We start from the raw sequence: 24,305 nt of genomic DNA on the forward strand, positions 1-24,305 counted from the left end.
GCACGATGTCTACTGACTTCAACGCAGTAATGGAAGGCATTATCCGTAACCAGTTGGCCACTCAGGGGCGGTACAGTGAGTGGTTCAGCATGACACCTGAAGAACAGGCCCAGTACATCAGTACCGTCAATCAGCGTCTCACCGAGATGCAGCAGAGCACCCTGAGTGTACTGGCAGCGCAGTACTACGAGATGGAGTCCAACCCGGTATCCATCGATGAGCACCTGCAACTGCTCAAGGACAGCATGGTCGTCGCCCAAGGCCGACCCGATACTGAAGCCAACCGCGATTACAGGCGTCAGCTGCAAATCGATATTGATCTTTACACGCGGCAACAGACCGCCATGCGCAGTTTCGAGACGGCGTGGAGCGAAGCCCTGAGCATTGTGTCGCCGTCCGCTCAGGGTCCCCTTGATGCACCGGCGTTGGTAAGTGACAAGGACGCCAAACAAGGGAAGATCAGCGCCAGGATCAAGCAGTTGCAGGGGGCGCTGGCTGCACAGGTCAAAACCGACACCTTCACCGAGAGCTACGTGAGGTTGTTTTCAGAGCTACAGGCATTCAAACACGTCGAGCGCAATTACAAAGCATTGCTGGCGGCGAAACCAGGTGCCGCGCAGAACGAAGCGCTGGCAGCGATGAGCAATGTGCCTGATGCTTCGGACAACGCACCGGTCAATGCGTCGCTGCTGCTGATGGAAGAGCGTCCAGGCTACATCCGTATGAATGTGGCGTTGGTCAATGCCAGTTATGGCGGACAATACAAGGACATGTTCCTTGATAATGGCAGGCTGGTTTTGCCCAAAGAGGGCATGCTCAACTTCTCCTTCGGCACCACCGCGCGCTCGCTGGCCTGGCAGGAGCAGTACCGTGTGAAGAACGAGCTGGGCGTGTCGCCGACGTTCACGCCGATTCGCTCGGTGCTGATGAAAACCGAGTTTGTCGAGAAGTACTTTGGGCACTACCTGGTGTCCGAAAGCAGCATGCGCAACGGCTTCAACATTCAACCTCTCGATGACCAGACCGGCATTAAGCTGACCAGCGTCGACAGGAAAATCCCCAACCAGATCGGTATTGCAGTGGGCGAAATCACGCCGCCCCCCAAAAATACCGTCGAGGAAGTACTCAAGGTCAAACCCGCCGATCTCGAAGCGCTGATCAACGACTACGCAGACATCAAGTCGTTCCAGACCATTGCTATGGAAGGCTTCCGACACACCTATTACTCAGCCGCGCGCGACGGGGCGTTCGTCAACATCAGCGATCTGGAACAATCCATTGGCTTCGTCGACCGCCTGTACCTTTTGGAGAAGCCTGAAGGTGGCGGCTATGTTGGCGCCACGCCCTTCATGAGTGTCACCCGGCAGAAAAACAACACCCTGACGAGCAAGTTGTTGAGCCAGGCGGAAACCCGCGAGCTCTACGCGTACAATCTCGAGTTCTTTGAAAGGCTCGAAGCGCTTCAGGACGGCCGTCAGGGTGCAAGTCCGTGGTTCAACGACCCGCAACAGCGCAGCCAGTTCGAGGCGCAGTTGACGCGAACATTGGAACGCAACCACATGACCCCGGGCGGTATTGTGCTGCCGACTGCCGAGCCGGGCAACGATCAGCGTGATATCAAAGGCAACAACCTGAACAAAGTGTTGTGGGAGAAAGACTTCGCCAAGGCCGTGTGGCAGCACGACGCCACAGATGATTTGCTGTTCGGCCTGTCGCAGAAGTTGTCTACCAGTATCGCGCAGGGAAAACTGATAAGCCTGCGCAAGAACGGTTATCTGGACAGCGATCTGGCTGCGGCGAAACAGGGGCTGCCTGACTTGTATCAAGCGCTCAGGTTGCAGGCGCAGGAAGAAGAACAAGCGTACGTCAATGCTGAAAACAGCAAGCGGGATCCACGGGATAAACGCCCACCTCTGAGCGTCAATCTATCTGCTATCGAGGGTGCGACCTCCGACAAGCTGATCAAATTGCTGCTCGGCGCGCCCCCCTACCTGCAAATCGGCGATACCACGCTGCGCTCGAGCGTGGCTGCATTCCTGGAGACCACTGCGGGCAAGTCACTGCGCAAACAAGTGTTGTTCCACGCCCTGCGTCCCGTAGCGGAAACCGCTGCTGTCAGCAGCCCGGATACGACCTACGCGCATCCGGGCATGGAAGGCCATGATGGGCTGGACGTGAGCATCAACAACCGCGTGGCGCAACCCGATCCTTACCTGATCCTGAATGCCAAATTTGAAAGTTTGGCCTACCAGGAGGGCGGTTACGTCATCCTCGACGACAAGTACCAAAGTTATTCTCAGTTCGTGCCGGACACCCACAAGAACAGCACACGGTACATGCGTGATCTGGATACACCTTTTGTAGGGGGTATTTCGGGCACCACGAAAATGGTCACCAAGGCACTGTCGGGGAAAGACGTGTTCGGCCGAGCGCTGACACTCAAGGAATATTGGCAGTTCCAGATGGCCAACGCCGCTTTCATGATTCGCAACGGCTACCATTCGTTCTTCGAGACACTCTATGTGGCAGCACGCTACGAGCCGACGCTGCCCGGTGGCGTTGGGCACAAGCTACTGGACATGTTTGACCGATATCGAGTGCTGGGTGCCGGAAGTGAACTGCAGGGCAGTGTCTATGAAGAGGTCATGGCACTTGTGCTACCCGTCGTCAATCAGGGGTTGCCGGCAGCAGAGCAGTTCAGTGCCCCGCCATACGACCGTTTCGGCCCTCGCCTGCAACCACTGGGTAGTGAATCCCTGCCCTACAGGACGCTGCAGGAAAAGATTCAGTTGGTGGGGGAGGTTTACGAACGGCTCACCCGCGAGTTGCGCCTGGGGGACGAAGTCCTGACACCGGGCTTCAAGCAGTTGAGCTCAACCGAGCTGGCCGCTCTCGACCTGGCGGCTGCCAAGCTTCATCTCAAGTCCGAACTGGACAACATACTGGGTGTTCAACGTCGCCAAGGGTTCGCCGGGCCACTCGATTTTGATGATGCCCAACGTGATCGAATTGCCGATTTGGCCGTGGAAGGGATTCTGCGCCAGGACTTCGGCAAACGCTCGGAGTTGATGCTGTACCTGGAATCGCTGGGCTTCTCGTTTGCCGCCAAGGGCAATCCAGCGCGTTTGCTGACCTTCTGGTCCGACGATTTCCAAGGCTACAAAAGCGTGCTTGACGGCGCGTTGACCGCTCAAGGCAAAGCGGGCATCGCCACCGATTACGATGTGGCGGCGCTGGATTTCGTCCACCAACTGCGCAATACCCTCGTCGGTCATGCCAAGGGCGGGCCACTGGCGGATGCGGCGTTCCAAGGCTCGCTGACCGTTGCCGGCTTTCTCAGTTCTGTCTATGCCGCCAGTACTGCCGATTTTGGCGGAACCATCTATGTGATGTCCAAGGGCGGTTTGAAGGTCAACAGTTACTTCTGGAACGCTGAATTGCCCATTCTGCGGGCCTTGCAGAAGGCAGGAGCAGTGGGCGACTTGCGAATTCTCCACGAACCCTTTGCCAATTATGAGAGGAAGCAACTCAACGATATTGGATCGCCTCTGACCAGTGCCGATGTCAAAGTCCTGGCCAACCCTAAGTACCTACCTTTGAAGTTCGCCGATGAGATGAACGCAGCGGCGCACAAACGCTGGCTCGACAGTGGGCCAAAGGCGATTCTGGTCAGCTTGCACCAAGAGGTGAAGCGTTACATCGATACCCACACCGGCTCCGGTCGCAACGCCGCAATGATCGCATTGCTCAAACAGACCACCGACAAACTGCTTGAGCTCGATGCCATGGACGCCCTGTCGGCCAGCGAGCGAATCGCCGTCGCCAAAGGTGATCTGGTGATGCCAGGAACGCTTTGGAGTGCTGCTGAGCTGGTCAAACAGGCCAATGTGTTCGGCAAGCGCCAGGGGGAATCCTACGTCAGCATCCAGCATCTGCTGGACAGCTGGCATGCCTCCACAAAACGCGGGGCTTTCACCTTCGCCGGGGACCCCGACAAGCCCTACCTTGAGTTGTCGTTCAAGGGTAATGTCATCGATCAATACACCGATCAGTTGAAGCGCCTGTTGCCATTCGACCTTCTGCGTAGCACGTGGCATATCGAAGTCGTCAACAAGAGTGCCGAGGGTCTGTTGATCCTCAAGAACCGCGCTGGTGCAGTGACAGAAGTGCGTTTCGATCCTGTCACAACCTTCGAACAGAAACGCATCCAACAACGCCAGTTGGCATCGTTGCAGCGATTGCTGCTGGACAACTTCAGCGCCGAGACATTACCCGCCACCCTGAGCATTCAAGGCACACAGATATCTAGTGACACAAGTGTCCTTGCCACTTTGGAAAACGGTGCCTTGACTACTGACGAGGCTGCAATCAGTGCGGTACGGCGGGTAGCCAGCGGTCCCTTGGCTGATGCTCCGCTGCAAAACCAGCAGGTCGACAACTGGTCCAAAGTGGTCATTCAGGCGAACCCGGAAGGGGGTGACAGTCAGTATCGGGCTCAGATCATCATTCAGAGTGAGAACGATCCCGTGGTTGCCAAAGCCGCCGCGAATCTGGCCGGTAAACATCCGGACAAGACTCTGGTGATACAGCTCGATGCTTCAGGGCAAATGCGCCTCGTGCAGGGTGACCCGGCTTTGTTCCAGAGCCTCGATGCCAACGACAAGGTGCGCTGGCAGGTGGTAGGGCACGGGCGTGGACCTGCCCAGGCGCGTACGCTCGGTGGGCTCGATGCAGAGCAATGGGCAATGCACCTGGATCGCTTCCAACAAGCGTTGCACGAGCAATACGGTATCGGTTCGGTACCCGCACGTATCAGCCTGGTCGGTTGCTCGCTTGAGGATGCCGAGCAACAGGCAGGCTTTGGTCGCCAACTTGTTGCTGCATTGCAGACCCCTGAGCTGGAGGTCTCAGTACGTAGCGCCAATGTCTCGGTGGACAGTGAAGGGCGCAAACTCACCCTCGATGCCAGCGGCGAATGGGTCCACAGCGATGGCACCAACAAGCGGGTGTTGAACTGGACGCGAGCACAAGGGGTGCTTGAAAGGGACGAATACGTCGCCGCCAGCGTCCTGCTGGGGCGCGAGGGTATTGATGTGGTGGCGTTGCTTGACGATCTCGGGCAAGGCCGGATCAAACCAGAGCAGCTTGGCGCCGCGCAGGAGTATGCGTTGAGCAGGCTGTTCCCAGGGGCCGATGAACGACTGGATCAAGCGGCGTTGCGCTCACTGCTGGACAACCCATTGAAGGTTGCCCAACTGCAAGATGCGCTGGATGGGTTGGTCAAGCGCTATCAGAACAGCACGGAGCTGGAAAGCGTCGGTGCCCGGCAGATGGTGCAGACGATGCTTGACGAGCAACTGCGCATGGCTGAATCGGGCCTTGCCTCGGCCGAGGGTGAAAGGTTCGCCACAGCGATGCTTGATAACGTGTTGGATGCTGATGTCGACCGTAGTCGCATCGTGAGCCACCTCGACCCTGACAGCCACGTCGAACGCCTGCGTGCTCGTAACCGCCAGCAACTGCTGGCTGCCGGCAATGTGTTGTTCGATGGTCCGTCCCGGAACAACTTCGGCCAGGCGATTGCGATGGTGCAAGGCTCCTTGTCAGCCGTGCTGCTGCATGACATGGGATTGCTGGTGGATGGCAAGCCGCTCACCGCCGTTTTACTGGCAAGCCAGGGGGGCAAGCTGCGCGCGGACCAGAAGCTGACATTCGACCCGGTACGGTTCAACTATGAAATGTCAAAGGTGCCATTGCAGCCCGAACTGGTCGAGCTGTCGCGCTTGGTCAGCACGTTGGTGGAGCGCAGCCGCGGTAGCAATGTCGCGCTGTTCAGCACCGAAGACGTCCCACAGGAGGCGCTCAAGTACATCAACTTGCTGAGGGGCTATTCCGGCCCTCAGTTGGAGGTGGAAATCGCCAAGGCCGCGCAGGCTGCATTGGGTGCACGGATCGGCGAGCGCGCCCAGTGGCTGGCACAGGCTGGCAGCCTCAGTGTGGATGAGCGGCGCAAGGTCCAGAACCTCTACGAACTGTCGCGAGACGTGGGGGGCTTTGACCTCGAGCGGTTCAAGCAGTTGCAGGCGCAGAACCCGGGTGTATCGGGGGATCAGATCCTGCAGTCGATGGCGCTGGATGCGGCGGAAAAGCGCGTGGCTCCTGGGCAGGACACCGAGGTGGTGCTGCAGGCCGCAAGATGGACAGAGCAGCAAGCCACTTCGTTCATGTTTGAGCGGGGATTGCTGGGTAAAAGTGGTGCGTCGATCAATGTCAACCGTGCTGCCTTCGAGCACTTTGTCGAAAATGCGAGTGGCTTGGACCGTGTACGCCTGGCGTCTGCAATGCTCAAGCTCGCACCTGATCAGCATCTGGCCGTCAAGCGTGCACTGGAGAGCTCTGCGGATGCCCGGGTCCGAGGTCTCGTCGACACAGTCGATGCGCAGCGCACCAGCAAACCGAGCAGGGCGGCGGTAGCGGCTGACCGCTTCGGCACCGCGCTGGATGTGTTTGAAACACTGAACTCGGTGCGCGACCTGATAGGCAACTGGCAGCACATGAGCTCTACGGACAAAGGGCTCAATCTGACCGGGCTGATCGGTGGTGTGGCCATGTCGCCATTGAGCGCCGCAATCGCCAAGGCGGTCTCTGCGGCGGGCAAGGCCCTGGGGGCGGTAAGTTCGTTCTCCAAGGCGGCCACCGTGATCAGGGGCGGCGTGCTGGATGCCGCGCTGGCACCGGTGACCTTCGCGGGTATCGGCCTGCAATGGCAGTCGTTCTGGTCGGGCAACGGCGACATGGGCAGCTACGAGTACAAGAGCCTGGTGGCCAACACGGTGATCACTACCGTGACCACAGCCGTCAGCCTGGCGCTGACCGGTGTGTCCATCGCTGCCTCGCTGAGCAGCGCGGTGGCAGCCTCGGTGCTGGGCACGTTGGCGGCATCGGCGGGGCCGATAGGGGTGGCGATTGCGGCCGCCGGCTTCATCATCAACGGGGTCGTGCAGGGGGCCATGCAGCTCGCCGAGTTCGGCGACTATTTCGCCAGCACCGCTGACCAGGTCGCCCAGTTCTTCGCGGCCTGGGTAGGTGTCGAAACCGACGCGCTCAAGCGCGCAAGGGTCGAGAAGGAAGCTGTCGGTGCCGCGAACGAGTTGCGCAATACCCTCAACAGCGATTGGGAGAAGACCAAGCTCTACCTTTCCGATCTGTTCGCCAAGGACCAGTATGGCTATCTGAACTTCCGCGACCGCGACAACAAAGTGGCCCACGGTACGCTGAAGTCGGGCGAGGATTTCTACTACGCCTTGCAGCACCAGGTTGCCTACGGTGGGATGAATCGGGTGGCCACACAGATGCCTAACGACGGTGGCCAAGTCTGGATGGAACTGGGTGACCAGCATCCGGACTTCCAAGCGCTGGGTAGCCAGGACAAGCGCAATCTCTTCAATCTTGCCGGTCAGGCACTGTCCACGGCGACGGGGGGACGCCTGTCCGATGCATTCAACCTGGATGCGGGCACGCGCATTCGCCAGATCGACGCCGGGAGCCTGGACCCGCAGCAACTGCAACAGGGGCTGAACGAGAACGACAGCCTGATGTTCGATGCCCAAGGAATGGATGTCGCTCTGGCGAGCGATACCGATGGGTCGATGACATTGAGTTACCGCGGCTCGCGCGTGCTGCGTGACGGGCTGACCAACCGCTCAGGGTCTTCTCGCCCAGCAGTGACCCAGGCGGTCGATCGCCAGGTGCGTGTGCAGGGGGTCGAGAGCTATGTGCTGCATGGCGCGAACAAAGCCGACGTGCGAGGCTCCACGCGTCAGGAGTTCTTCGACGTGGCGGGCACGCAGGTAGCGATCGAAGGCGGGGCCGGTGAGGGTAATGTCTACTCCGTCAACAAGGGCAACCGCATCGTCAGCACGAGTAACGATACGGCGCTGTGGAGCGCGGTCAATGCGTCGATCAGCTTGCAGGGCACACGCAATGCACAAGGTGAGTTGCAGGCGTCGCAGACACTGCAGGTCAGCCTGTCGTCGCGCTACAGCCAGATCAGCTTGCGGCGCAATGGCCGGGCCATCGAGCTGAATGATGGCAAGGGTGTCCTCACTATCATGGGGCTGTACAGCGCGGATGGTTCGGTGGACAACGGCAAGGTCCTGCAGCTGCTCGATGCCAACAAATACAGCTTCTCGCTGCCTGGGCTGGGCCTGATCGACGACCAATGGCGTTCCTTGGAAACCATGGCCAAGACCTTTGTGTTCGGATCTGATCCACAGCGTACCGTTCAACTGCTGAGCAACGACCACGCGGTCAACACCTATGCGCTGAAGGCCGGGGCAGGGGGATTCCGAGCAGCGTTGCATACCAACCAGTTGATGCAGTTCATGCTTGAAGCGCCAGTGGCGGCGCTGAGCTACAGCCTGCAAGGGGATACACTGACCATTCGCTCCACCGACAACAACCTGCCACTGTCGCTGAGCATCGAGGGGTACCGTGCCGCCAGCGAAGGGCAGTTGATCAAACTCTGGCTGCAGGGTGAGTCCGACGGCAAGATGCGCTTGCAGGAAGTCGACCTGCCGTCGCTCCAGAACGTCGCCGACCAGCCGTTGAAGGTGGTGGACACTGCCCAGGTAGATGCCCAGGTCACTCAAGCGATGACGGGGGGCGTGAAAGTGCATCAAGTGGCTTCGGTACAGGCATTGGACCTGGGGCGTACAGATGCCAGTTATGAACTTGAGGCACGTCAGGGTTCGCAGATTTCTCTGGCCGCCAATAGCGCTGCCGCCCGTGACAGGCTGGTGCAGGCACGGCTGGGTGATGACCTGTTGATCTATGACGCCGACCGCCTGCGCCCGGAAGGTTTGGCGGCAACACCTCATCTGCGTGTGCGCAGCTATTTCGCGCAGCAGCCGCCTGTAACTATCGATCTTGCTGTCGCCGGGGTACAAGTCACCCTGACGCCATCAATTAATCAGTACCTGGGGGATCAGCGCGATGAGGTACTGGAAGGCGCGCAGTCGGCGAATCTTGCCGGGGGCGAGGGACAGGATAGCTATCGCATCGATCCTGCCGCGGGGCAGAGTCGGTGGACGGTGGATAACCTGTCTCAGGACGGCAAGCTCGACACCCTCCAACTGTTAGGCAACATCAGCTTGGATAGGCTTGGGCTGAGGGTTGCTGGCGATGACCTCGAGTTGCTGATCTTCAACAGCGCCAGCGAGGCCCGCGCCCATGGCGTGGGATCAGGCAGTGCACCGGCAAAGACCATTGTCCTGAAGAACCATGTTGCCACCGGTCAAGCCCGACATCTGCAACTGGAGATACAGGGCCAGGTATACGCATTGCCGGAGGTCGATGCTTTGAGCGGCTACCGCATGCATACCGCGCCAGGCCGCCATGCGGTGCTGGGAACCGGCACCCACGTGCTACGGATATCGGCGTTTGCCGCAGGCAGCAGCCAGTTGGTTGCCCTGGACCGGGCATTGAGTGATTACCAGGTCGAAGTGTCAGGTGCAGGTTATGACTTGCGGTTGGTCAAGGATGGGCAGACCTTGATCGTGCGCGATTACTACCGCAATCCCGACGCAGTACAGTTCAGTTGGTTCGACAGTGCTCGGCAGACGATGGCGAGCACCAACGCGCCAGTGTTCCCGGCCAATTTCCACAGCAGTGAGCGCCAGCTCTTCCAGCAGCAAGGTGTGCCTCGGGCCAACTGGATGGCCTACCTGCGCCAGGGCGTCGTGACGCTCGGAAGAGTGCAGCAGTTCATGAGTATCGAGACAGGCGCGAGGGCCGACACGTTCGCGAACATGCCGACCAGCCAGGATTTCAGCGTGTACGTGCGCGTGGCAGCAAGTCGGTTTGGTGAGCAAATGTTGTTCGGGACTGGAAGCTACTCGAAAGAGGGGTTCCAGATAGTACTCGATGCCAATGGTCGAGTAGGACTCAAGATCTTCTCACGCTCTTCCAGATCATCGGATCAATCAATTCGAAAATTTGATTACGCCGGCTTTGGACGCCCGGCGATCCGCGAATCAGGGCCAGACCTGTCGACAGAGGGTGAGCTCGTCCTGCAATTCTTAGAAAATCGTTGGATCGAGGTATACGCCGCAAGAGGAAACACCAGAGTTCTGTTGGAAAAACTCGATATGGGGACCAGCTCACCCCTGGAGCGAGGCAACGATGGCTTTGTAAGGACAACACTCATGGCCGCGCGGGGCCTGAACTCTGCAGTCAGTAGCTCACTGACCTATCAGCCCAAGGTGTTCGCCGGTCTGGCCGGTGAAGCGCAGATGCGCAGTATCATGGAGAGTGATGGCGGCAGCTGGGGGGTCATGTCTTCATTGGCCAAGGACTATCTGCGGATCAAAGGGCTGCCCGAACAACTGGTCAGTCAGTTGGCCATGTGGGATGTGCTGACGCATGCGAATCTGGAAAAGATCGTCGACTTGTATTCTTTGGGGCAGGGACAACTGTCCTCCTCGTTCATTGTCGACTACCTCTTGACCGGACGCGGTTGGATAACCAATCGAGGGCAGGCTGAATATGCAGTGGCCCTCGAGCAACTGGGTGTCGACCAACCGTTCATCAGCGATGCATTCAACTACGGGCTGTCGGTCGAGCAGGTTCAAGTGTATTTGAAGGCGCGTGAGGCAGGTTGGTCGGGTCGTGATTTCCTTACCGAGTTTGCTTTGGCGGCGCGGGGCAATGATAGCTATTACCTTGACCTGACTCTGCAGCGGATCTCCCACAGCAATGGTATCGCTTCGGACAATCACGGCAAACTGTACTTCAGGCCGACGACTACAGAACACGCTCAAGTGCTGCAAGCTGTGCTCGTTCAGAAGGGCTACTTGCCGCTACGTGCCGAGCAACTGGCCCAGCGTATGGTCGCGATCCACTCCCTCGACTACCGTCGTGTCGATAGCCTGCTCAAGGCGGGGATTGCCGATGATGCCCTGCTTGGACGGCTGGTGGCCGCGGGTATTGATGGCGAGGATGTGATCGCTGGCAACAGCGAGCACACGCGCTACGAAACCGGTAACCGTGGCGAACGTATCAAGGTGAGCAGCAGTGGCAACCTGTCTCAGTTCTCCTCGCGCAGTGTGTCTCAGTTCTACTCCAGGCAGTACCTGCGTGTGGACGGTGATGGCAACGTCCATCAACTGGGTGATCAACCTTATGACCTGGCCAGCTTCAATCAGCAGCAACGCAGCATTGGCATGCCTGCCTATACAACGGTTGAGCAAGCGTTGGCATCCATTCACGGTTCGCAGTTGCGCGACAACTTCCGTTATACCTTCCAGCCTGGCCAGGTGCTGGGGGCCAACGGCAACACCTTGACTTACCAGCAGATCGGCAGCGGCGAGCGGGATGGCGCATTGGCGCTGTGGGAGCAAGGTGCCATTGAGCGCGCTGATGGCGAGGTACCTGCTGAGCAAAGCTGGTTCGGCCGAAGCGCTCCAGGCAACCTGGTCGACGGCTTCGACCAGTCTGGCGAAGCGTTCGCCTGGCGAGCGGCCAACAACATGGGCTTCGGTGACCAGGCAAACAAGGTGGCGGATGTACAGTTCGTGTCCGGCGCGCCTACGCCAGACATGGAAGCCAAGGCCAGTTACCTGCGTTTCGACCTGAAGCACAAGGTGGTATTGACCGCGCTCAGCCTGCATACCCAGAACAGCGTGGCCCAGGAAGGCCAGGCGGATACAACTCGCAGTGGCATCTACCGAGTCGAAGCCTTGCGTTCCGGCAACGACTGGACGGCAGTGTCCGGCGAGCTGAGCTGGAGCGGCCAGCAGGACACCATGCGGGTGGCGATCGACACTCGGGGGGTGCCGTATCAGCACTACCGGCTGCGCGGCATCTCGGGAAGTTACGACCGTGATCGCTGGATCAAGGAAGTCACGTTCGAAACCGCTGCCGTTTCGGTCGTGCAGGACAGCGCGGGTCAACTGGCGAAGTTGAGCGGGGCCATGGCCACATTCCCGGACACAGGCGTAGCCAGTAGCTCCGGGACGCCTGCACGCCAGGCCGAGCGACCGCTACTGACCTCACCGTTGGCTTGATGCCGTTACGGTCGGCTGGCGGGGCAGTGCCCCGCCAGCCGCTTCCTGTTTTCCCTGCGGAACTCCATACCCATGCGTACGCTACTCAACCCCACTCGGCGGGCCGCTGCTGGCTTATTGTTTGTCGTCGCAATCCCCATTACGCCCGCCAGCGCTGCCACCAGCGACCTCTGGCAGGTGTACCTTGATGCCGCCCAGAACAACAGCGAGTTGGCCGCGGCCCGCTCCGACCAGGCTGCCCGCGCCGAAGCGGTGCCGCAGGCGCGGGCCGGTCTGCTGCCAACCTTGTCGGCCGGTGCCGAGCTGAACAATAACAGCACTCACCTGAACCAACCTGCGCAAGCCACCCGGCGCACTGGCACCAGTTACCAGGTCACGCTCAACCAGCCAGTGTTCCGCGCCGATCGCTGGTTCAACCTCAAAGCTGCCCAGGCCCAGAGCGACCAGGCGTTGCTGGAACTGTCCGCCACCGAACAGAAGTTGATGCTCGACAGCGCCGAGGCTTATTTCGGCCTGCTCAAGGCCCAGGATGGCCTGGCCGCCAGCATGGCCGAGGAGGCCGCGTTCCTGCGCCAGCTGGACCGCGCCCGCAAAGGCTTGCAGCTTGGCCTGTCGGACCGTACCGATGTGCTGCAGGCCCAGGCTGGCCACGACAGCGCCCGGGCCACCCGTATCGGCGCGCAAAAGCGCCTGGAAGATGCCTTCGAGGCCCTCGACACGCTGACCCACCAACGCTACACGGCGATCCAGGGCATGCGCCACGACATGCCGTTGACCCTGCCAACCCCCAATGACGCCCGGACCTGGGTCGATACCGCCATGCGCCAGAATCTGGCGCTACAGGCCAGCCAGCAGGCACGGGACGCTGCCCAGCACACGCTGAGCGCACGCAAGGCCGGGCACCTGCCGACCCTGGACGCGGTGCTGCGCTACCAGACCGGTGACAACGACAACCTGGGTTATGGCAACAGCGAGCTGCGTGGCGGCGGTTATGGCAGCGGTGTCGAACAGCGTTCGATCAACCTGCAACTGAACATTCCGTTGTTCAACGGCGGGCAGACCCGCTCGCAAGTGCGCGAAGCCAGTCAGCGCCTCAGCCAGCGCGAATTTCTCAACGATCACCTGCAACGCCAGGTGGTGGAGCAGACCCGCAACCTCCACCGTAGCCTCAACAGTGGCGTCGAGCAGGTCCAGGCACGCCGCCAGTCGATCATCTCCAACCAGGGGGCGGTGCTGGCCTCGCAGATGGGCCTGCAGGTCGGTACCCGCAACATCGTCGATGTGCTGGAGGCCCAGCGCCAGCTGTACAACGCGGTACGTGAGTACAACGACAGCCGATACGACTACATTCTCGACACGCTGCGCCTGAAGCAGTCCATCGGCACGCTAGCCCCGGAAGACCTGAAGGCACTTTGCGATTATCTCAAAGCCGATTACGATCCGGATCGGGACTTCCTGCCACCGGAATTCCCTCACAGCCTTGCGCGCCGCTGACTTGCGGTGCCGGGTAGGCGGGTGGGAGGCCGTTTGCCATGATCGTGAACTGTTTCGAGCACCGTAAATGGGTTTGCCTGTCGGGGTGCCTGATCGTCGCCATTGTGGTCGGCATGATCATTGGAGGCTATTACCGTGATCGGGTCGAAGGCCGGTTCCTCGCTGAGGTGCTGCAACAGAACCAGGAGCGCGCGGTCGATCTAGGCGACTGGAATGTCGATGGTTTCGCGATTGGCGCGCTGTCAATGCTAGGCCGGCACAACACCGCGCTGAAAGCCGTGATCGATCAGCCCGCGGCACAGGCGCGCCAAGCAGCCACCATGCCATTGAAGACCCTGGCTATGGTGGTAGGTGCCGACCACGCGTTCGTCGCCAACCGCCAAGGCGTGATCGTTGCCGCCTACGACAGTCTTGAGCGATCAGTGGTTGGGCTCGACGTCGGATTCAGGCCTTACTTCAAAACGGCGTTGCAGGGTGGGCGAAGTGTGTATGGCGCCATCAGCAGCACCACGGGGCAACGCATGTTCTACATGGCCGCGCCTGTATATGAAGCACAGAACAAGCATGACCGGATCATTGGTGTGCTAGTGGCGCGATTCGATGCCCGCACACTCGAGGCCGGCTTCAACAAGCCACGCAGCAACGAACAGGTGCTGGTACTGTCCCCCGACGGCATCGTGCTCGCCTCCAATGCTCCACAGTTTGTGTTGAAAGCCGATCACCCCTGGGCAGCGGCAGCCTTCTCCGGCGAAATCCGCCGGCAGTTCAGCGACCATCCATTTCCTCGAGGAGTGCCTGAGGCCCTGCCGTTCGAAATGGGACGTTCGGTGGTGGAAATCGATGGCCAGCGCTATGCCATGGCTCGCAACAGTTTCGACTGGAACGATCCGAGTGGCCTCTGGTCGGTCGTGACCCTGAGCAACTTGAACCAGGTCCTGACCGATGGCCAGGTACTAGTGGTATCAGGTAGCAGCGCGCTTTTGCTCCTGCTGTTGATGTGGGCAGCGCTGCGACGTATGTCCGATGCGCGTCAACACCAGCGTGACGTGCAGCGGATCGAGCAGAGCGAGAAACGCCTGGACCTGGCGTTGCAGAGCGGTGCGCTCGGTTTGTGGGATTGGCACGTGAGCCTTGGCATCATCGTCAACAATGACGTCTGGCTGCGTATTCTCGGTTACTGCAAAGGTGAACTGAACCAGACATTCGGGAATGGCCTCGAACGCTGGGCCGGCCTGGTGCATCCGGATGACCGGGTACAGGTATTGGCCAAACTCTATGCCCACGTCGACAACCACACCGACGAGTACCGCGCTGAATACCGCATGCTCAGCAAAAGCGGGCAGTGGTTGTGGGTGCTGGATATCGGCAAGGTCATGGAGCGTGATACGCAAGGCGTGGCGACGCGTGTCACCGGCGTGCTGCAGGACATCAGCGCGACGGTCGAGGCGCAGCAGGCCATCGTCGAGAGCCAGACCAAACTCAGCTCGATGATCGGCAACATCCCGGGGGCGGTGTTCCGCAGCTTGCCGGACCGGGAGCGTACGATGCTGTTCGTCAGCGATGCGATCGAAGCGATCTGTGGTGTCTCGGCCCAAGCGTTCATCGCCGGACGGCCTTTGCGTGGCCTTGTCCATCCGGATGACCTGGTGGTGTTTGATCGAAGCCTGGAGAGCCTGGACTATGTTCTCGAGTATCGGATCATCGCTACCGATGGCACGGTCCGCTGGTTGTATGACAAGGGACAGATCATCAGCCAGGGGGGGCTCCCCCAGTATCTGGATGGTGTGATCTTCGACATCAGTGAACGCAAGGCATCCGAGGCTTTGCTGCAGCAATCCCGGCAGCAGGCCGAGTTGGCTATCCAGGCCAAGTCGGCGTTTCTCGACACTATGTCCCATGAGATCCGCACGCCGCTCAATGCGGTCATTGGCATGGCCCATTTGGTGCTCGACATGCCATTGGAGTCCAGGCAGCGCCGTTATATCGAGAAGATGGACCGGGCGGCCAAGCACCTGGTCACTCTTGTCAACGGCATGCTGGATCTGTCGCGGATCGAATCCGGGAAGCTTGCGCTGGAACAGGTGACCTTCAATCTTGCCGACCTGCTTGATGAGGTAGTGGGGCTGGTAAGTTCGCGTCTCCAGCAAAAGATGATCGATGTGCGTACAGATATCCCGCAGGCTCTGAGGGGAGCATTCATCGGCGATCCACATCGTTTGCAGCAGGTCTTCATCAATCTTCTGGACAACGCTATCAAGTTCACCGAATCAGGGAGCGTGACGATCGATGCCAATCTCCTGAGACAATGGCAGGACAACATCGAGCTCGAGTTCATCGTTCACGATACAGGTGTAGGCATGACCTCACAGCAATGCGCCCGGCTGTTCGATGCGTTCGTCCAGGCTGATGCATCCATCAGTCGGCGCTACGGCGGAACGGGGCTGGGGCTGGCGATCTGCAAACGGATCGTGCAAATGATGGGTGGCACCATCGAGGTGCAGAGCATTGAAGGGCAGGGCAGCACGTTTCGCTTCAACGTATGTTTACGCACCGCACAGGCTTCGCTGAGCGGGCCGATACGCGAGGACAGCCATGAGGAGCAAGCGCGTTCGCTGTTGGGGGCACGTGTGTTGGTGGTGGAAGACAACACGCTTAACCAGGAGGTCTTCATGGACCTGTTGCAGCGTGCAGGCGTTCAAGTCGTTGTCGCAGGCAACGGTGAGGAAGCATTGGTGATTCTAGCTAGGGACACAGCGTTCGACGCCGTGCTCATGGACTGCCAGATGCCTATCCTGGACGGCTACCAGGCCACAGCCCGGATCCGCCAGGAGTTGCACCTTGACTGTCTGCCGATCATCGCGGTGACTGCCAATCTGCCCGGCGAAGTCCAAGCGAGAATCTTGGCGGCGGGGATGAATGACTGCGTCGTGAAACCTCTGGAGGTCGAGACGTTCTACCGCACCCTGTGCCGCTGGATCGGCCGAGGCACGCTGCCAACCGATGAAGGCGCAAGGAACCCGTACGCACTTGGTGCGGGAGGCATAGACCTGGCACATGGCCTTGCGGTGGCGGGCCATGACCCTGCTTTGCATCAGCGCCTGTTGCGCATGTTCCTGCGTGACAACCAAGAGCTGCTGGCGCAACTTTGGTCAGCTCACGAATGCAATGACAGGCCATCCCTGGCTGCGCTGGCCCATGGCCTGCGCGGCAGTGCCGGACATATCGGCGCGATGGCTGTCCAGGCGGCAGCTGCGAGGCTCGAGCAAGGTGCCGAGCGTAACGAGGATACCCTTGCGCCGATGTTGGCGCTCAGTGCCTGTTTGCAGTCCCTGCTCGCGACCCTGACGTCAGTACCGACGCTTGCCCCAGATGTTTCACCCTTGGGTAAAGGCGCTGGCCCAACCCTTCCTCCAACTGAGGTGGAGCGATTGGCGAGCCTGCTGCTGGAGAGCAATGCCCAGGCGCTTGATGTGATTGAAGCGCTGTGCCAGAGGGACGCGGGCGGGCAACTGCTGGAGGTTCGTGAAGCCATATACCGTATGGACTTCACTTGTGCTCATCGACTGCTGAGCGCCATACGGGCTTGATTCATGGAGGCTTAATGTCTATCTCTCGACTCACAACATCGGCGACCACGGGTTTCTTGCTAAGCATTGCCGCAAGCGCGATTGCTCAGGTCGGATCACCCCCTTCTTTCGACTGCGGTGCAAAGACAATCAGCACCATGGAGTCGTTGATCTGTCAAAGTCAGGCACTGTCATCCCAGGACCGGGATTTGGCGCGCACCTACAAGGCCGCGCTGGCAAAGGCGGGCGGCCAGGCCAATCGACTCAAGGCCGAGCAGCGCGGCTGGATCAAAGGGCGTGATGAGTGCTGGAAGGCAGACGACCAGAATGCCTGCCTGCGCAGCACCTACACCCAACGCACAGTCGAGCTGCAGGTCGGCTATGCGCTGGTGGCGCATGACGGGCCGATCCGTTTCGACTGTGGGGACAAGGGCCAGATCGACGTGAGCTTTTACAAGACCGACCCACCGGCGGTCGCCGCCACCTATCGAGACCAGCGCTCAATCATGATCGCTGTTCCTTCGGAGAGTGGCATGAACTTCCAGGGGCAGAATGAAAGCTTCCGGGGGCATCAGGAGGAAGCAACGGTGACTTGGGGCGCCGACGGTAAGGCGTTCACTTGCAGGAAACAAGGCTGACAGGTCAGGTGCGTTGCTCGCGGGTGAGCACTGCCTGGCAACGGCCGATCCGTTCGTTGCAGACCTCGACCAACAACTCATGCAACTGACGCAATGATGCGGTGATTCGCGAGCGGTGGGACACAACCAGGCTCAAAGGCGCCAGGTCGCCACTCCAGCCTGGCAACAGCGGCTGAAGCAGACCAGCCTGCAAGTCCTGTGCAACATTGAGCAACGGTAGGTAACAGACCCCTTGACCAGCCAACGCCCAACGCCGCGCCACGTCGCCATCGTCGCAGCAGAACAGCCCTTGGACCCGTGCGTGTACGACCTCACCCGCGTTATGGAAGCGCCAATGCGATTCGGCCTTGCCTATATGGCTGACAATGCAGTCATGTGTGTTCAACTGCTCAGGGTGCTCTGGTGCAGGGCGCACAGCCAGGTAAGCCGGTGACGCACAGGCGATGAAGTGGTGCTGCTTGAGTATCGGCAGCTCGACCAGGTCCAGTGCCAGGCTGCGGCCGAAACGCAACGCGGCATCGAAGCGTCCCGTGAACAGGTCTTCTTCCTTGTCATTCAGCGAGAGATGGATCTGCAGCCCAGGTTGCTGCTTCTTCTGCTGCAGCAGCAGATCGAGCAACAGGTGGCGTCCCAGATCGGAGGGTACCGACAGCTCCAGTTGACCGTCATCCTGCGAGAGCGCCCGTTGCCCCTGGGCAAGTATCTTCAAGGCGTGCTGAGCACTGTCTAGATATCGCGCACCCTCGCTGGTGAGTTTCATCAAGCGCGTCGAACGGGTGAACAGCCTCACCCCCAGGCGGTTTTCAAGGCGCTTGAGTGCCAGGCTTGCCGCCGCAGGCGTGATGGACATGGCACGCGCCGCAGGAGAAAGCCCTTGCAGTTCGGCGATGAGGACAAAAAGCTCGAGGTCTTCCAGGTTGGCCATGACTAGGACGCTCGCTCAACGGTCCAGATGCGCGTGGGCGATGCCCAAAAGGGTCGAGCACAGAATTTCGGTGTCGCTGGGCAGGTTGTGTGCCGCAGGGTGCGAGAGCATTGCGCCGAGGGCCCGCTCGTGCCGAAGCGCCACATGCGCCGCCGGTTGCAGCAGCGCCAGATGGTACGTCAGTGCGAGCGCGAACAAACGGGCGGACAGCGGAGCGTGCTCCGGCAATGTGGTTGACCTACGCCCCCCGAGCAGGCCATCGGCATGGCTGAGGTCCCAGGCCAGGTTCAGCACCGGGTCCTCGGCATTGGTGTGACCGATGATCTCCTCGATCAGCACACGACTGGCGCCAAGTGCCTGGGGCAGGGCGTCGTGCGGTTGGCCGAGGCCGATCAAGGCCAGGCAAGCTGCCGAGCGCAAAGCCACCTGGTCGGGGTCGCGTAGCGCATAGGCGAGCAAGGCGGCGAAGCTGTCTAGCAATGCGTCCAGGCGCACCTGTGGGTTATGCCGCAGTTGCAAGGCCAGGGCAGCGATGAACCCTTCGCGCATGTCGCTGCCCGCCGTCGAGCCGCCATCCGGCTGGCATGGGTGCAGCAGCTTGTCGCGATACCCCAGGTGAGTGGCGATCCTGGCAAGCACGACCGGCGGTGAAATAGGTTTGGTGATGTAGTCCGATGCGCCGAGCAGAAGGCCGAGGCGCTCATCCTCGACGCTGGTGCGGGAAGTTAGAAAGATCACTGGGATACTGGCCGTGACTGCGTGTTTGCGCAGTTCGCCAAGCACCTGGAAACCATCCATCTCCGGCATGGTGATGTCGAGGATGATCAGGTCGGGCTGGCTGTTCCTGGCCAGCTCCAGTCCACGTGCGCTGCTTTTGGCCAGGAGCACCTCGTACTCGGCCGTGAGGATCTTCGACAGGATTACCAGCGATTGCGGATCGTCATCGATGGCCAGCAGAGTGTATGGCTTTGCGGTGTGCGCAGTGGGCATGGTGACGACGCCTGTTCGGACTTGAGCGACAGGCAGCCTACCATTCAGATGACGCGGATGTCCTGCGTGCCAGCCAACGACGCGCAGCGTTCGCGGAGAAAGGCCTGGAGGACCCTGACCCGCTCACTGACCTGAACCCTGTGCGGGCACATCAGGTAGACCGGCGCAGGCTCTCCCTGCCAGTCGGCGAACAAGGCACGCAACCTGCCAGCGCGCACATCCGTGGCGACATCTAGCCATGCCTTGTACACGACCCCGTGCCCAGCGAGCGCCCAGCGCCTGGCAACTTCGCCGTCGTCGCTGCGATAGTCACCGCGGACCTTGACCTCGCAGACCTCGTCACCACGCCTGAAACGCCAGACATCGTAGGGACGCCCCTGGCGCTGGTAGACAATTGCCGAGTGTTCGGCCAGTGCCTGAGGCGAGGTTGGCTCACCCTGGCGGGCAAGGTAGGCGGGGCTGGCGCAGGCGACTCGATGATGCGCCTCCAGCACCGGCAAGGCCACCAGGGTGGAATCGACCGGTACGCCGAAGCGCAGTGCGACATCCACCGGCTCGCCGAACAGGTTGTTGGGGCGGTCGTTGAGCAACAGATGCAATTGCAGGTGTGGGTGCAAGGCACGCAATTCATCCAGCCAACCCAGCAGCACACTACGGCCGAAGTCCGAAGGTGCCGCCAGTTGCAATACACCGGCCAAACCATGCCCGGCCCCACGAATCGCCCGTTCACCTTCGTCCAATGCGGCCAGGGCAAGCCGCGCCGCCTCCAGATAGCGCTCACCCTCCGCCGTCAGGCGTTGCTGGCGTGTCGAGCGGGCGAATAGGCGAACCCCAAGGCGCGACTCCAGGCGCTTGAGCGTGAGGCTGGCTGCCGCGGGGCTGATATCCAGTTCACGCGCTGCGGCCGAGAGGCTGCCGGCTTCGGCGGCTTTGACCAGCACTTTCAGCTCAGCCAGACCATGCATTTGTAAGCATTCCTTATAAGTAATGTGCAAACTGCGATATTTATCGCACATTTCCAATAAATGATCATGCAGGCACCGACAGAGCACGACGAGGTATCGCCCATGTCTCTCGATTTCAAATTCGACCACATAGCCTTCAACATCGGCGCCGATGACCACTTGCCCGCGTCGCTTCAGACCTTGCTTGGGATGCAAGCCGGCCCGCGGCCACCGTTCCCGTTTCCAGGCCAATGGCTGTATCAGGACGACCATGCCCTGGTGCACCTGCTGCAACGTGACGGGCTCGAGGCGGCCCGCTTCAGTCACCTGGCGTTGAGCACGAGTCAACCGGCAGCGGTGGTGATGAAGCAGGTCAAGGCCAGCGAGCTGCCTCACCAGGTCGCCATTCTGCCCGAGCAGCGGATCTGCCAGATATTCATCAGCCTGACCGAGGCGTTCATCCTCGAACTCGATTGCCCCCTCGGTGAAGAGCCGATCGATGCCACCCATGACTACCAGCACAACAGCCAAGCCCCCGCCTGACCAGGAGCCACCCATGTCCAGCCCGCTGCAACTCTTCACCCCATACGAACTCGGCCCCCTCACGTTGCCCAACCGCATCGTCATGGCGCCAATGACCCGCTCACGCAGCACTCAGCCCGCAGACGTGGCCAATGCGATGATGGCGCATTATTACGGCCAACGCGCCAGCGCCGGTCTCATAATCAGCGAGGCGACGCAGATCAGCCCCCAGGGCAAGGGCTACAGCTTCACACCGGGCATTTACAGCGCCGAGCAAGTGGCAGGCTGGCGGCAGGTCACCGACGCCGTGCATGCCAAGGGTGGGCGCATGTTCCTGCAGTTGTGGCATGTAGGCCGGATGTCCCACGCCAGCTTCCACGCCGATGGCCAGCCGGTGGCGCCCTCGGCGCTGCGTGCCGATGCGCAGGTATGGGTGGTAGGTGACGATGGGGTAGGGCGGATGGTCGATGTCAGCGAACCACGCGCCTTGAGCCAGGAGGAGATCCAGGCGGTGATCGAGGACTACCGCCTGGCCGCCCGGCATGCGCGCGAAGCAGGGTTCGATGGGGTCGAGATCCACGCTGGCAACGGCTATCTGATCGACCAGTTCCTGCGCACCACCTCGAACCTGCGCACTGACGAGTACGGTGGCAGCCGCGAGAACCGTATCCGGTTCCTGATCGACGTCACTCGTGCGGTCGCCGGGGAGATCGGCGCGCAACGTACCGGTGTACGCCTGGCCCCTTATATCACCGCCCGTGGCATGAACTGCCCGGACGTGATCCCGACCATTCTCCAGGCCGCCCAGGCGCTCGACACCCTGGGTGTCGCCTATTTGCACCTGGCCGAGGCAGATTGGGACGATGCACCGCAGATTCCCGAACCCTTCCGGCATCAACTGCGCCGCGACTTCAGCGCAGCGATCATCGTGGCCGGGCGCTATACCCTGGCGCGCGGCCAGGCGCTGCTCGACGCCGGCCTGGTGGACCTGGTTGCCTTCGGCCGTCCTTTTGTCGCCAATCCGGATTTTCCCGAGCGGCTGCAGCATGACTGGCCCTTGGCCGAGTTCGAAGGCAACCGGCTGTTCGGTGGTGACGAGGTGGGTTACAGCGACTATCCGGCGTATCAATAGCGTGAACTGCTGAACCAAGGTGTCCGAGGCGGTGAGGCGGTGAGGCGGTTCATTTTCACGCCGGTCATGAAAGTGTTCATGGCCAGTGCCGATTTTTCTCGGACACCGGGCACACCAGACTCAACAAGCGCCTTGCCGGTTTCCAACGCGATGTTCTGGCGCGATGAGCCGCGTTTTTCGACGGCTAGCTTATTGGCATTACCCCTGTCCGGAGGATTTCATGGGTGTCCAAAAACTCGACCATTTCACCATCCGTACCCCACTCTGGGTCGAAACCGCAGCGTTCTTCGAGCACGTGATCGGCCTGGTGCCTGGGCCCCGGCCGGGGTTTCTTTTCCCTGGGTACTGGATGTATGCCGGTGATCAGCCACTGCTGCACATCGCCAGCGTCCAGGGCGACCCAAGGGAACTGCAGATGTACCTCGGCGACAAGCCAGGCGGGTATGGATCGGGTTCGCTGGATCACGTATCGCTGCGATGCGAGGGATTAGCGCAAGTCCAGGCACGATTGCAATCCATGGGGATTGCGTTTCGTGAACGCGTCATACCGCAAATCGGTGAACACCAACTGTTTCTCGAGGATCCCAACGGCATAACCATCGAGATGATCTTCGACTACGTGCCGGGTAGCCGAATCGTTGGCCAGAGCATGCCGCACCTTGAGGTTGAATCGCCTCACACCGTCAGCCCAGGTTGACAACCATTGGGTCGACAAGGAACTGCGGTTACCCTGCCTCCTGCTTGAGTTTTCCTCGGTATAGCGTCCAGGCGCGCCTTGCGCGTGCTTGACAATAACAACAGCACAAGGCCCTCACCATGAACATGCTCGACACGCCTGAATCGCGCCTGCAAGCTGTCGGCCTGACCTTGCCCAGCCCGGCACCGGCACTGGGCAACTATGGACCCTGGAGCATCGTAGGCAATACGCTGATGACGTCCGGGCAGTTTCCCTGGGTCGATGGGCAACTGCAGTACCGTGCCTTTTCCGCCTTGCGGCGGATATCGACCGGACCTGCTCGAGGCGCCGCACTGAGGGGCGCTTCACCAACTTTCCGTTGATCAGTCTTCCGTTGATCAGTCGCGCTCGAGCCCGGCGAAGCGGCAGGACAACCAGGCGTGCAACTGCCTCACCGCAGGCGACAACTGCTTGCGGTGAGGGCATACCAGGCTTAAGGGCATTGCCGGCCCTGGGTGATCCTGCAACAGCACGACCAGCCTTCCCGCCAGCACATCGTCGCTCACATCCAGCCAGGACTTGTAGGTGATCCCTTCGCCCGCCACCGCCCAGCGTCGGGCGATATCGGCATCGTCACAGAGCAGGGCGCCACGCACCTGGACGGTCTGCGCCCCCAGTTGCCACTTGTCGTAGACCCGGCCCTGCTGCATGTACAGCAGGCACTGGTGTTCGCGCAGGTCTTCTGGGGCGTGCAGAGTGCCTTCCCGCGCCAGGTACTCGGGCGAGGCCACCAGGACCTTGCGATTCCATGGTGCCAGTGGCAGGGCGATATAGCTGGCGTCGGCGTTCAGGCCGTAGCGGATGGCGATATCCACTGGATCGCGGAACAGATCGGCGATCTGGTCGGAGAGAAAGAAGCGCAAGTTCAACTGCGGGTGCGCGCGGCGAAACGCAGTGAGCCAGGGCAGCAGCACGTTGCGCCCCAGGTCGGAGGGCGCGGCCACCTGCAATGTTCCACTGAGCTGGGCACTTTCCCGACGCAGGTTGTCCCGCCCGTGCCTGAGGGCTTCCAGGGCGGCCAGGGCCGAGGGCAGGTACTGCTCGCCCTCGGCTGTCAGGCGCAAGCTGCGTGTGGTGCGGGCAAACAAGCGTACATCCAGCTCACGCTCCAGGCGCTTGACCGCCTCGGCAGCCTGGCCGGGCAGCAGGTCAGCCTCGTGGGCCGCCGCGGTAAAGCTGCCCAGCGCAGCGCTGCGAACGAAGATGCCTAGGTCGTCGAGACGGATCATTTTCACTCCTGCAATGAAAGTGTTCACGGGCAGGGCCCGTTTTTCCCAAGGATCGGACACGCCA

The 24,305-nt window shown here is 60.7% G+C and carries 12 protein-coding genes; 8 read left to right on the forward strand and 4 right to left on the reverse strand.

What is annotated here, in order from left to right:
* Window positions 1–5 precede the first annotated feature (5 nt).
* The 4 genes from IM733_RS06615 (at window position 6) to IM733_RS06630 (ending at window position 17,763) form a co-directional block, all read left to right on the forward strand.
* Window positions 6–12,065, forward strand: a complete 12,060-nt coding sequence (locus IM733_RS06615) for a C80 family cysteine peptidase (RefSeq protein WP_248920104.1) — start codon at window positions 6–8, stop codon at window positions 12,063–12,065.
* Window positions 12,066–12,137: 72 nt separating this feature from the next.
* Entirely contained in the window at window positions 12,138–13,559 is a 1,422-nt protein-coding gene (locus tag IM733_RS06620) for a TolC family outer membrane protein (RefSeq protein ID WP_248920105.1), read from the forward strand.
* Between the two features lie 38 nt (window positions 13,560–13,597).
* Window positions 13,598–17,146: a PAS domain-containing protein gene (locus IM733_RS06625; protein WP_248920106.1), complete on the forward strand. Its 3,549-nt coding sequence runs from the start codon at window positions 13,598–13,600 to the stop codon at window positions 17,144–17,146.
* A gap of 14 nt (window positions 17,147–17,160) precedes the next feature.
* On the forward strand, window positions 17,161–17,763 hold the full coding sequence (locus tag IM733_RS06630; RefSeq protein WP_349292549.1) for an MliC family protein: 603 nt from the start codon (window positions 17,161–17,163) through the stop codon (window positions 17,761–17,763).
* Window positions 17,764–17,767: 4 nt separating this feature from the next.
* Here IM733_RS06630 and IM733_RS06635 read toward each other — a convergent pair whose 3' ends face one another.
* The 3 genes from IM733_RS06635 to IM733_RS06645 are packed head-to-tail and all read right to left on the reverse strand — an operon-like array spanning window position 17,768 to window position 20,643.
* Window positions 17,768–18,688, reverse strand: a complete 921-nt coding sequence (locus IM733_RS06635) for a LysR family transcriptional regulator (RefSeq protein ID WP_248920108.1) — start codon at window positions 18,686–18,688, stop codon at window positions 17,768–17,770.
* Between the two features lie 15 nt (window positions 18,689–18,703).
* Window positions 18,704–19,678 carry a response regulator gene (locus tag IM733_RS06640; RefSeq protein ID WP_248920109.1) on the reverse strand — a complete coding sequence of 325 codons (975 nt, stop codon included), beginning with the start codon at window positions 19,676–19,678 and terminating at the stop codon, window positions 18,704–18,706.
* 44 nt (window positions 19,679–19,722) lie between these two features.
* Window positions 19,723–20,643: a LysR family transcriptional regulator gene (locus tag IM733_RS06645; protein ID WP_248920110.1), complete on the reverse strand. Its 921-nt coding sequence runs from the start codon at window positions 20,641–20,643 to the stop codon at window positions 19,723–19,725.
* A 102-nt stretch (window positions 20,644–20,745) separates the two neighbouring features.
* Here IM733_RS06645 and IM733_RS06650 point away from each other — a divergent pair, with 102 nt between their 5' ends.
* From IM733_RS06650 to IM733_RS06665, 4 genes are all read left to right on the forward strand, one after another.
* On the forward strand, window positions 20,746–21,165 hold the full coding sequence (locus IM733_RS06650) for a hypothetical protein (protein WP_248920111.1): 420 nt from the start codon (window positions 20,746–20,748) through the stop codon (window positions 21,163–21,165).
* Window positions 21,166–21,178: 13 nt separating this feature from the next.
* A complete protein-coding gene (locus tag IM733_RS06655; RefSeq protein WP_248920112.1) occupies window positions 21,179–22,276 on the forward strand; it encodes an alkene reductase in 1,098 nt (365 codons plus the stop codon).
* A gap of 220 nt (window positions 22,277–22,496) precedes the next feature.
* The gene (locus IM733_RS06660) at window positions 22,497–22,973 is read left to right on the forward strand and encodes a VOC family protein (RefSeq protein WP_248920113.1); all 477 of its coding nucleotides are present in this window, start codon (window positions 22,497–22,499) and stop codon (window positions 22,971–22,973) included.
* A gap of 119 nt (window positions 22,974–23,092) precedes the next feature.
* Window positions 23,093–23,335 carry an Atu1372/SO_1960 family protein gene (locus IM733_RS06665; protein ID WP_248920114.1) on the forward strand — a complete coding sequence of 81 codons (243 nt, stop codon included), beginning with the start codon at window positions 23,093–23,095 and terminating at the stop codon, window positions 23,333–23,335.
* 15 nt (window positions 23,336–23,350) lie between these two features.
* Here IM733_RS06665 and IM733_RS06670 read toward each other — a convergent pair whose 3' ends face one another.
* Entirely contained in the window at window positions 23,351–24,241 is an 891-nt protein-coding gene (locus IM733_RS06670) for a LysR family transcriptional regulator (RefSeq protein ID WP_248920115.1), read from the reverse strand.
* Window positions 24,242–24,305 lie beyond the last annotated feature (64 nt).

Source organism: Pseudomonas entomophila (assembly GCF_023277925.1).
GTDB classification, from domain to species: Bacteria; Pseudomonadota; Gammaproteobacteria; order Pseudomonadales; family Pseudomonadaceae; genus Aquipseudomonas; species Aquipseudomonas entomophila_D.

What these genes read in the sequence shown, in the direction of transcription:
- IM733_RS06615 (WP_248920104.1), top strand. Translation starts at nt 6, where the DNA reads ATGTCTACTGACTTCAACGCAGTAATGGAAGGCATTATCCGTAACCAG.
- IM733_RS06620 (WP_248920105.1), top strand. Translation starts at nt 12,138, where the DNA reads ATGCGTACGCTACTCAACCCCACTCGGCGGGCCGCTGCTGGCTTATTG.
- IM733_RS06625 (WP_248920106.1), top strand. Translation starts at nt 13,598, where the DNA reads ATGATCGTGAACTGTTTCGAGCACCGTAAATGGGTTTGCCTGTCGGGG.
- IM733_RS06630 (WP_349292549.1), top strand. Translation starts at nt 17,161, where the DNA reads ATGTCTATCTCTCGACTCACAACATCGGCGACCACGGGTTTCTTGCTA.
- IM733_RS06635 (WP_248920108.1), bottom strand. Translation starts at nt 18,688, where the DNA reads ATGGCCAACCTGGAAGACCTCGAGCTTTTTGTCCTCATCGCCGAACTG.
- IM733_RS06640 (WP_248920109.1), bottom strand. Translation starts at nt 19,678, where the DNA reads ATGCCCACTGCGCACACCGCAAAGCCATACACTCTGCTGGCCATCGAT.
- IM733_RS06645 (WP_248920110.1), bottom strand. Translation starts at nt 20,643, where the DNA reads ATGCATGGTCTGGCTGAGCTGAAAGTGCTGGTCAAAGCCGCCGAAGCC.
- IM733_RS06650 (WP_248920111.1), top strand. Translation starts at nt 20,746, where the DNA reads ATGTCTCTCGATTTCAAATTCGACCACATAGCCTTCAACATCGGCGCC.
- IM733_RS06655 (WP_248920112.1), top strand. Translation starts at nt 21,179, where the DNA reads ATGTCCAGCCCGCTGCAACTCTTCACCCCATACGAACTCGGCCCCCTC.
- IM733_RS06660 (WP_248920113.1), top strand. Translation starts at nt 22,497, where the DNA reads ATGGGTGTCCAAAAACTCGACCATTTCACCATCCGTACCCCACTCTGG.
- IM733_RS06665 (WP_248920114.1), top strand. Translation starts at nt 23,093, where the DNA reads ATGAACATGCTCGACACGCCTGAATCGCGCCTGCAAGCTGTCGGCCTG.
- IM733_RS06670 (WP_248920115.1), bottom strand. Translation starts at nt 24,241, where the DNA reads ATGATCCGTCTCGACGACCTAGGCATCTTCGTTCGCAGCGCTGCGCTG.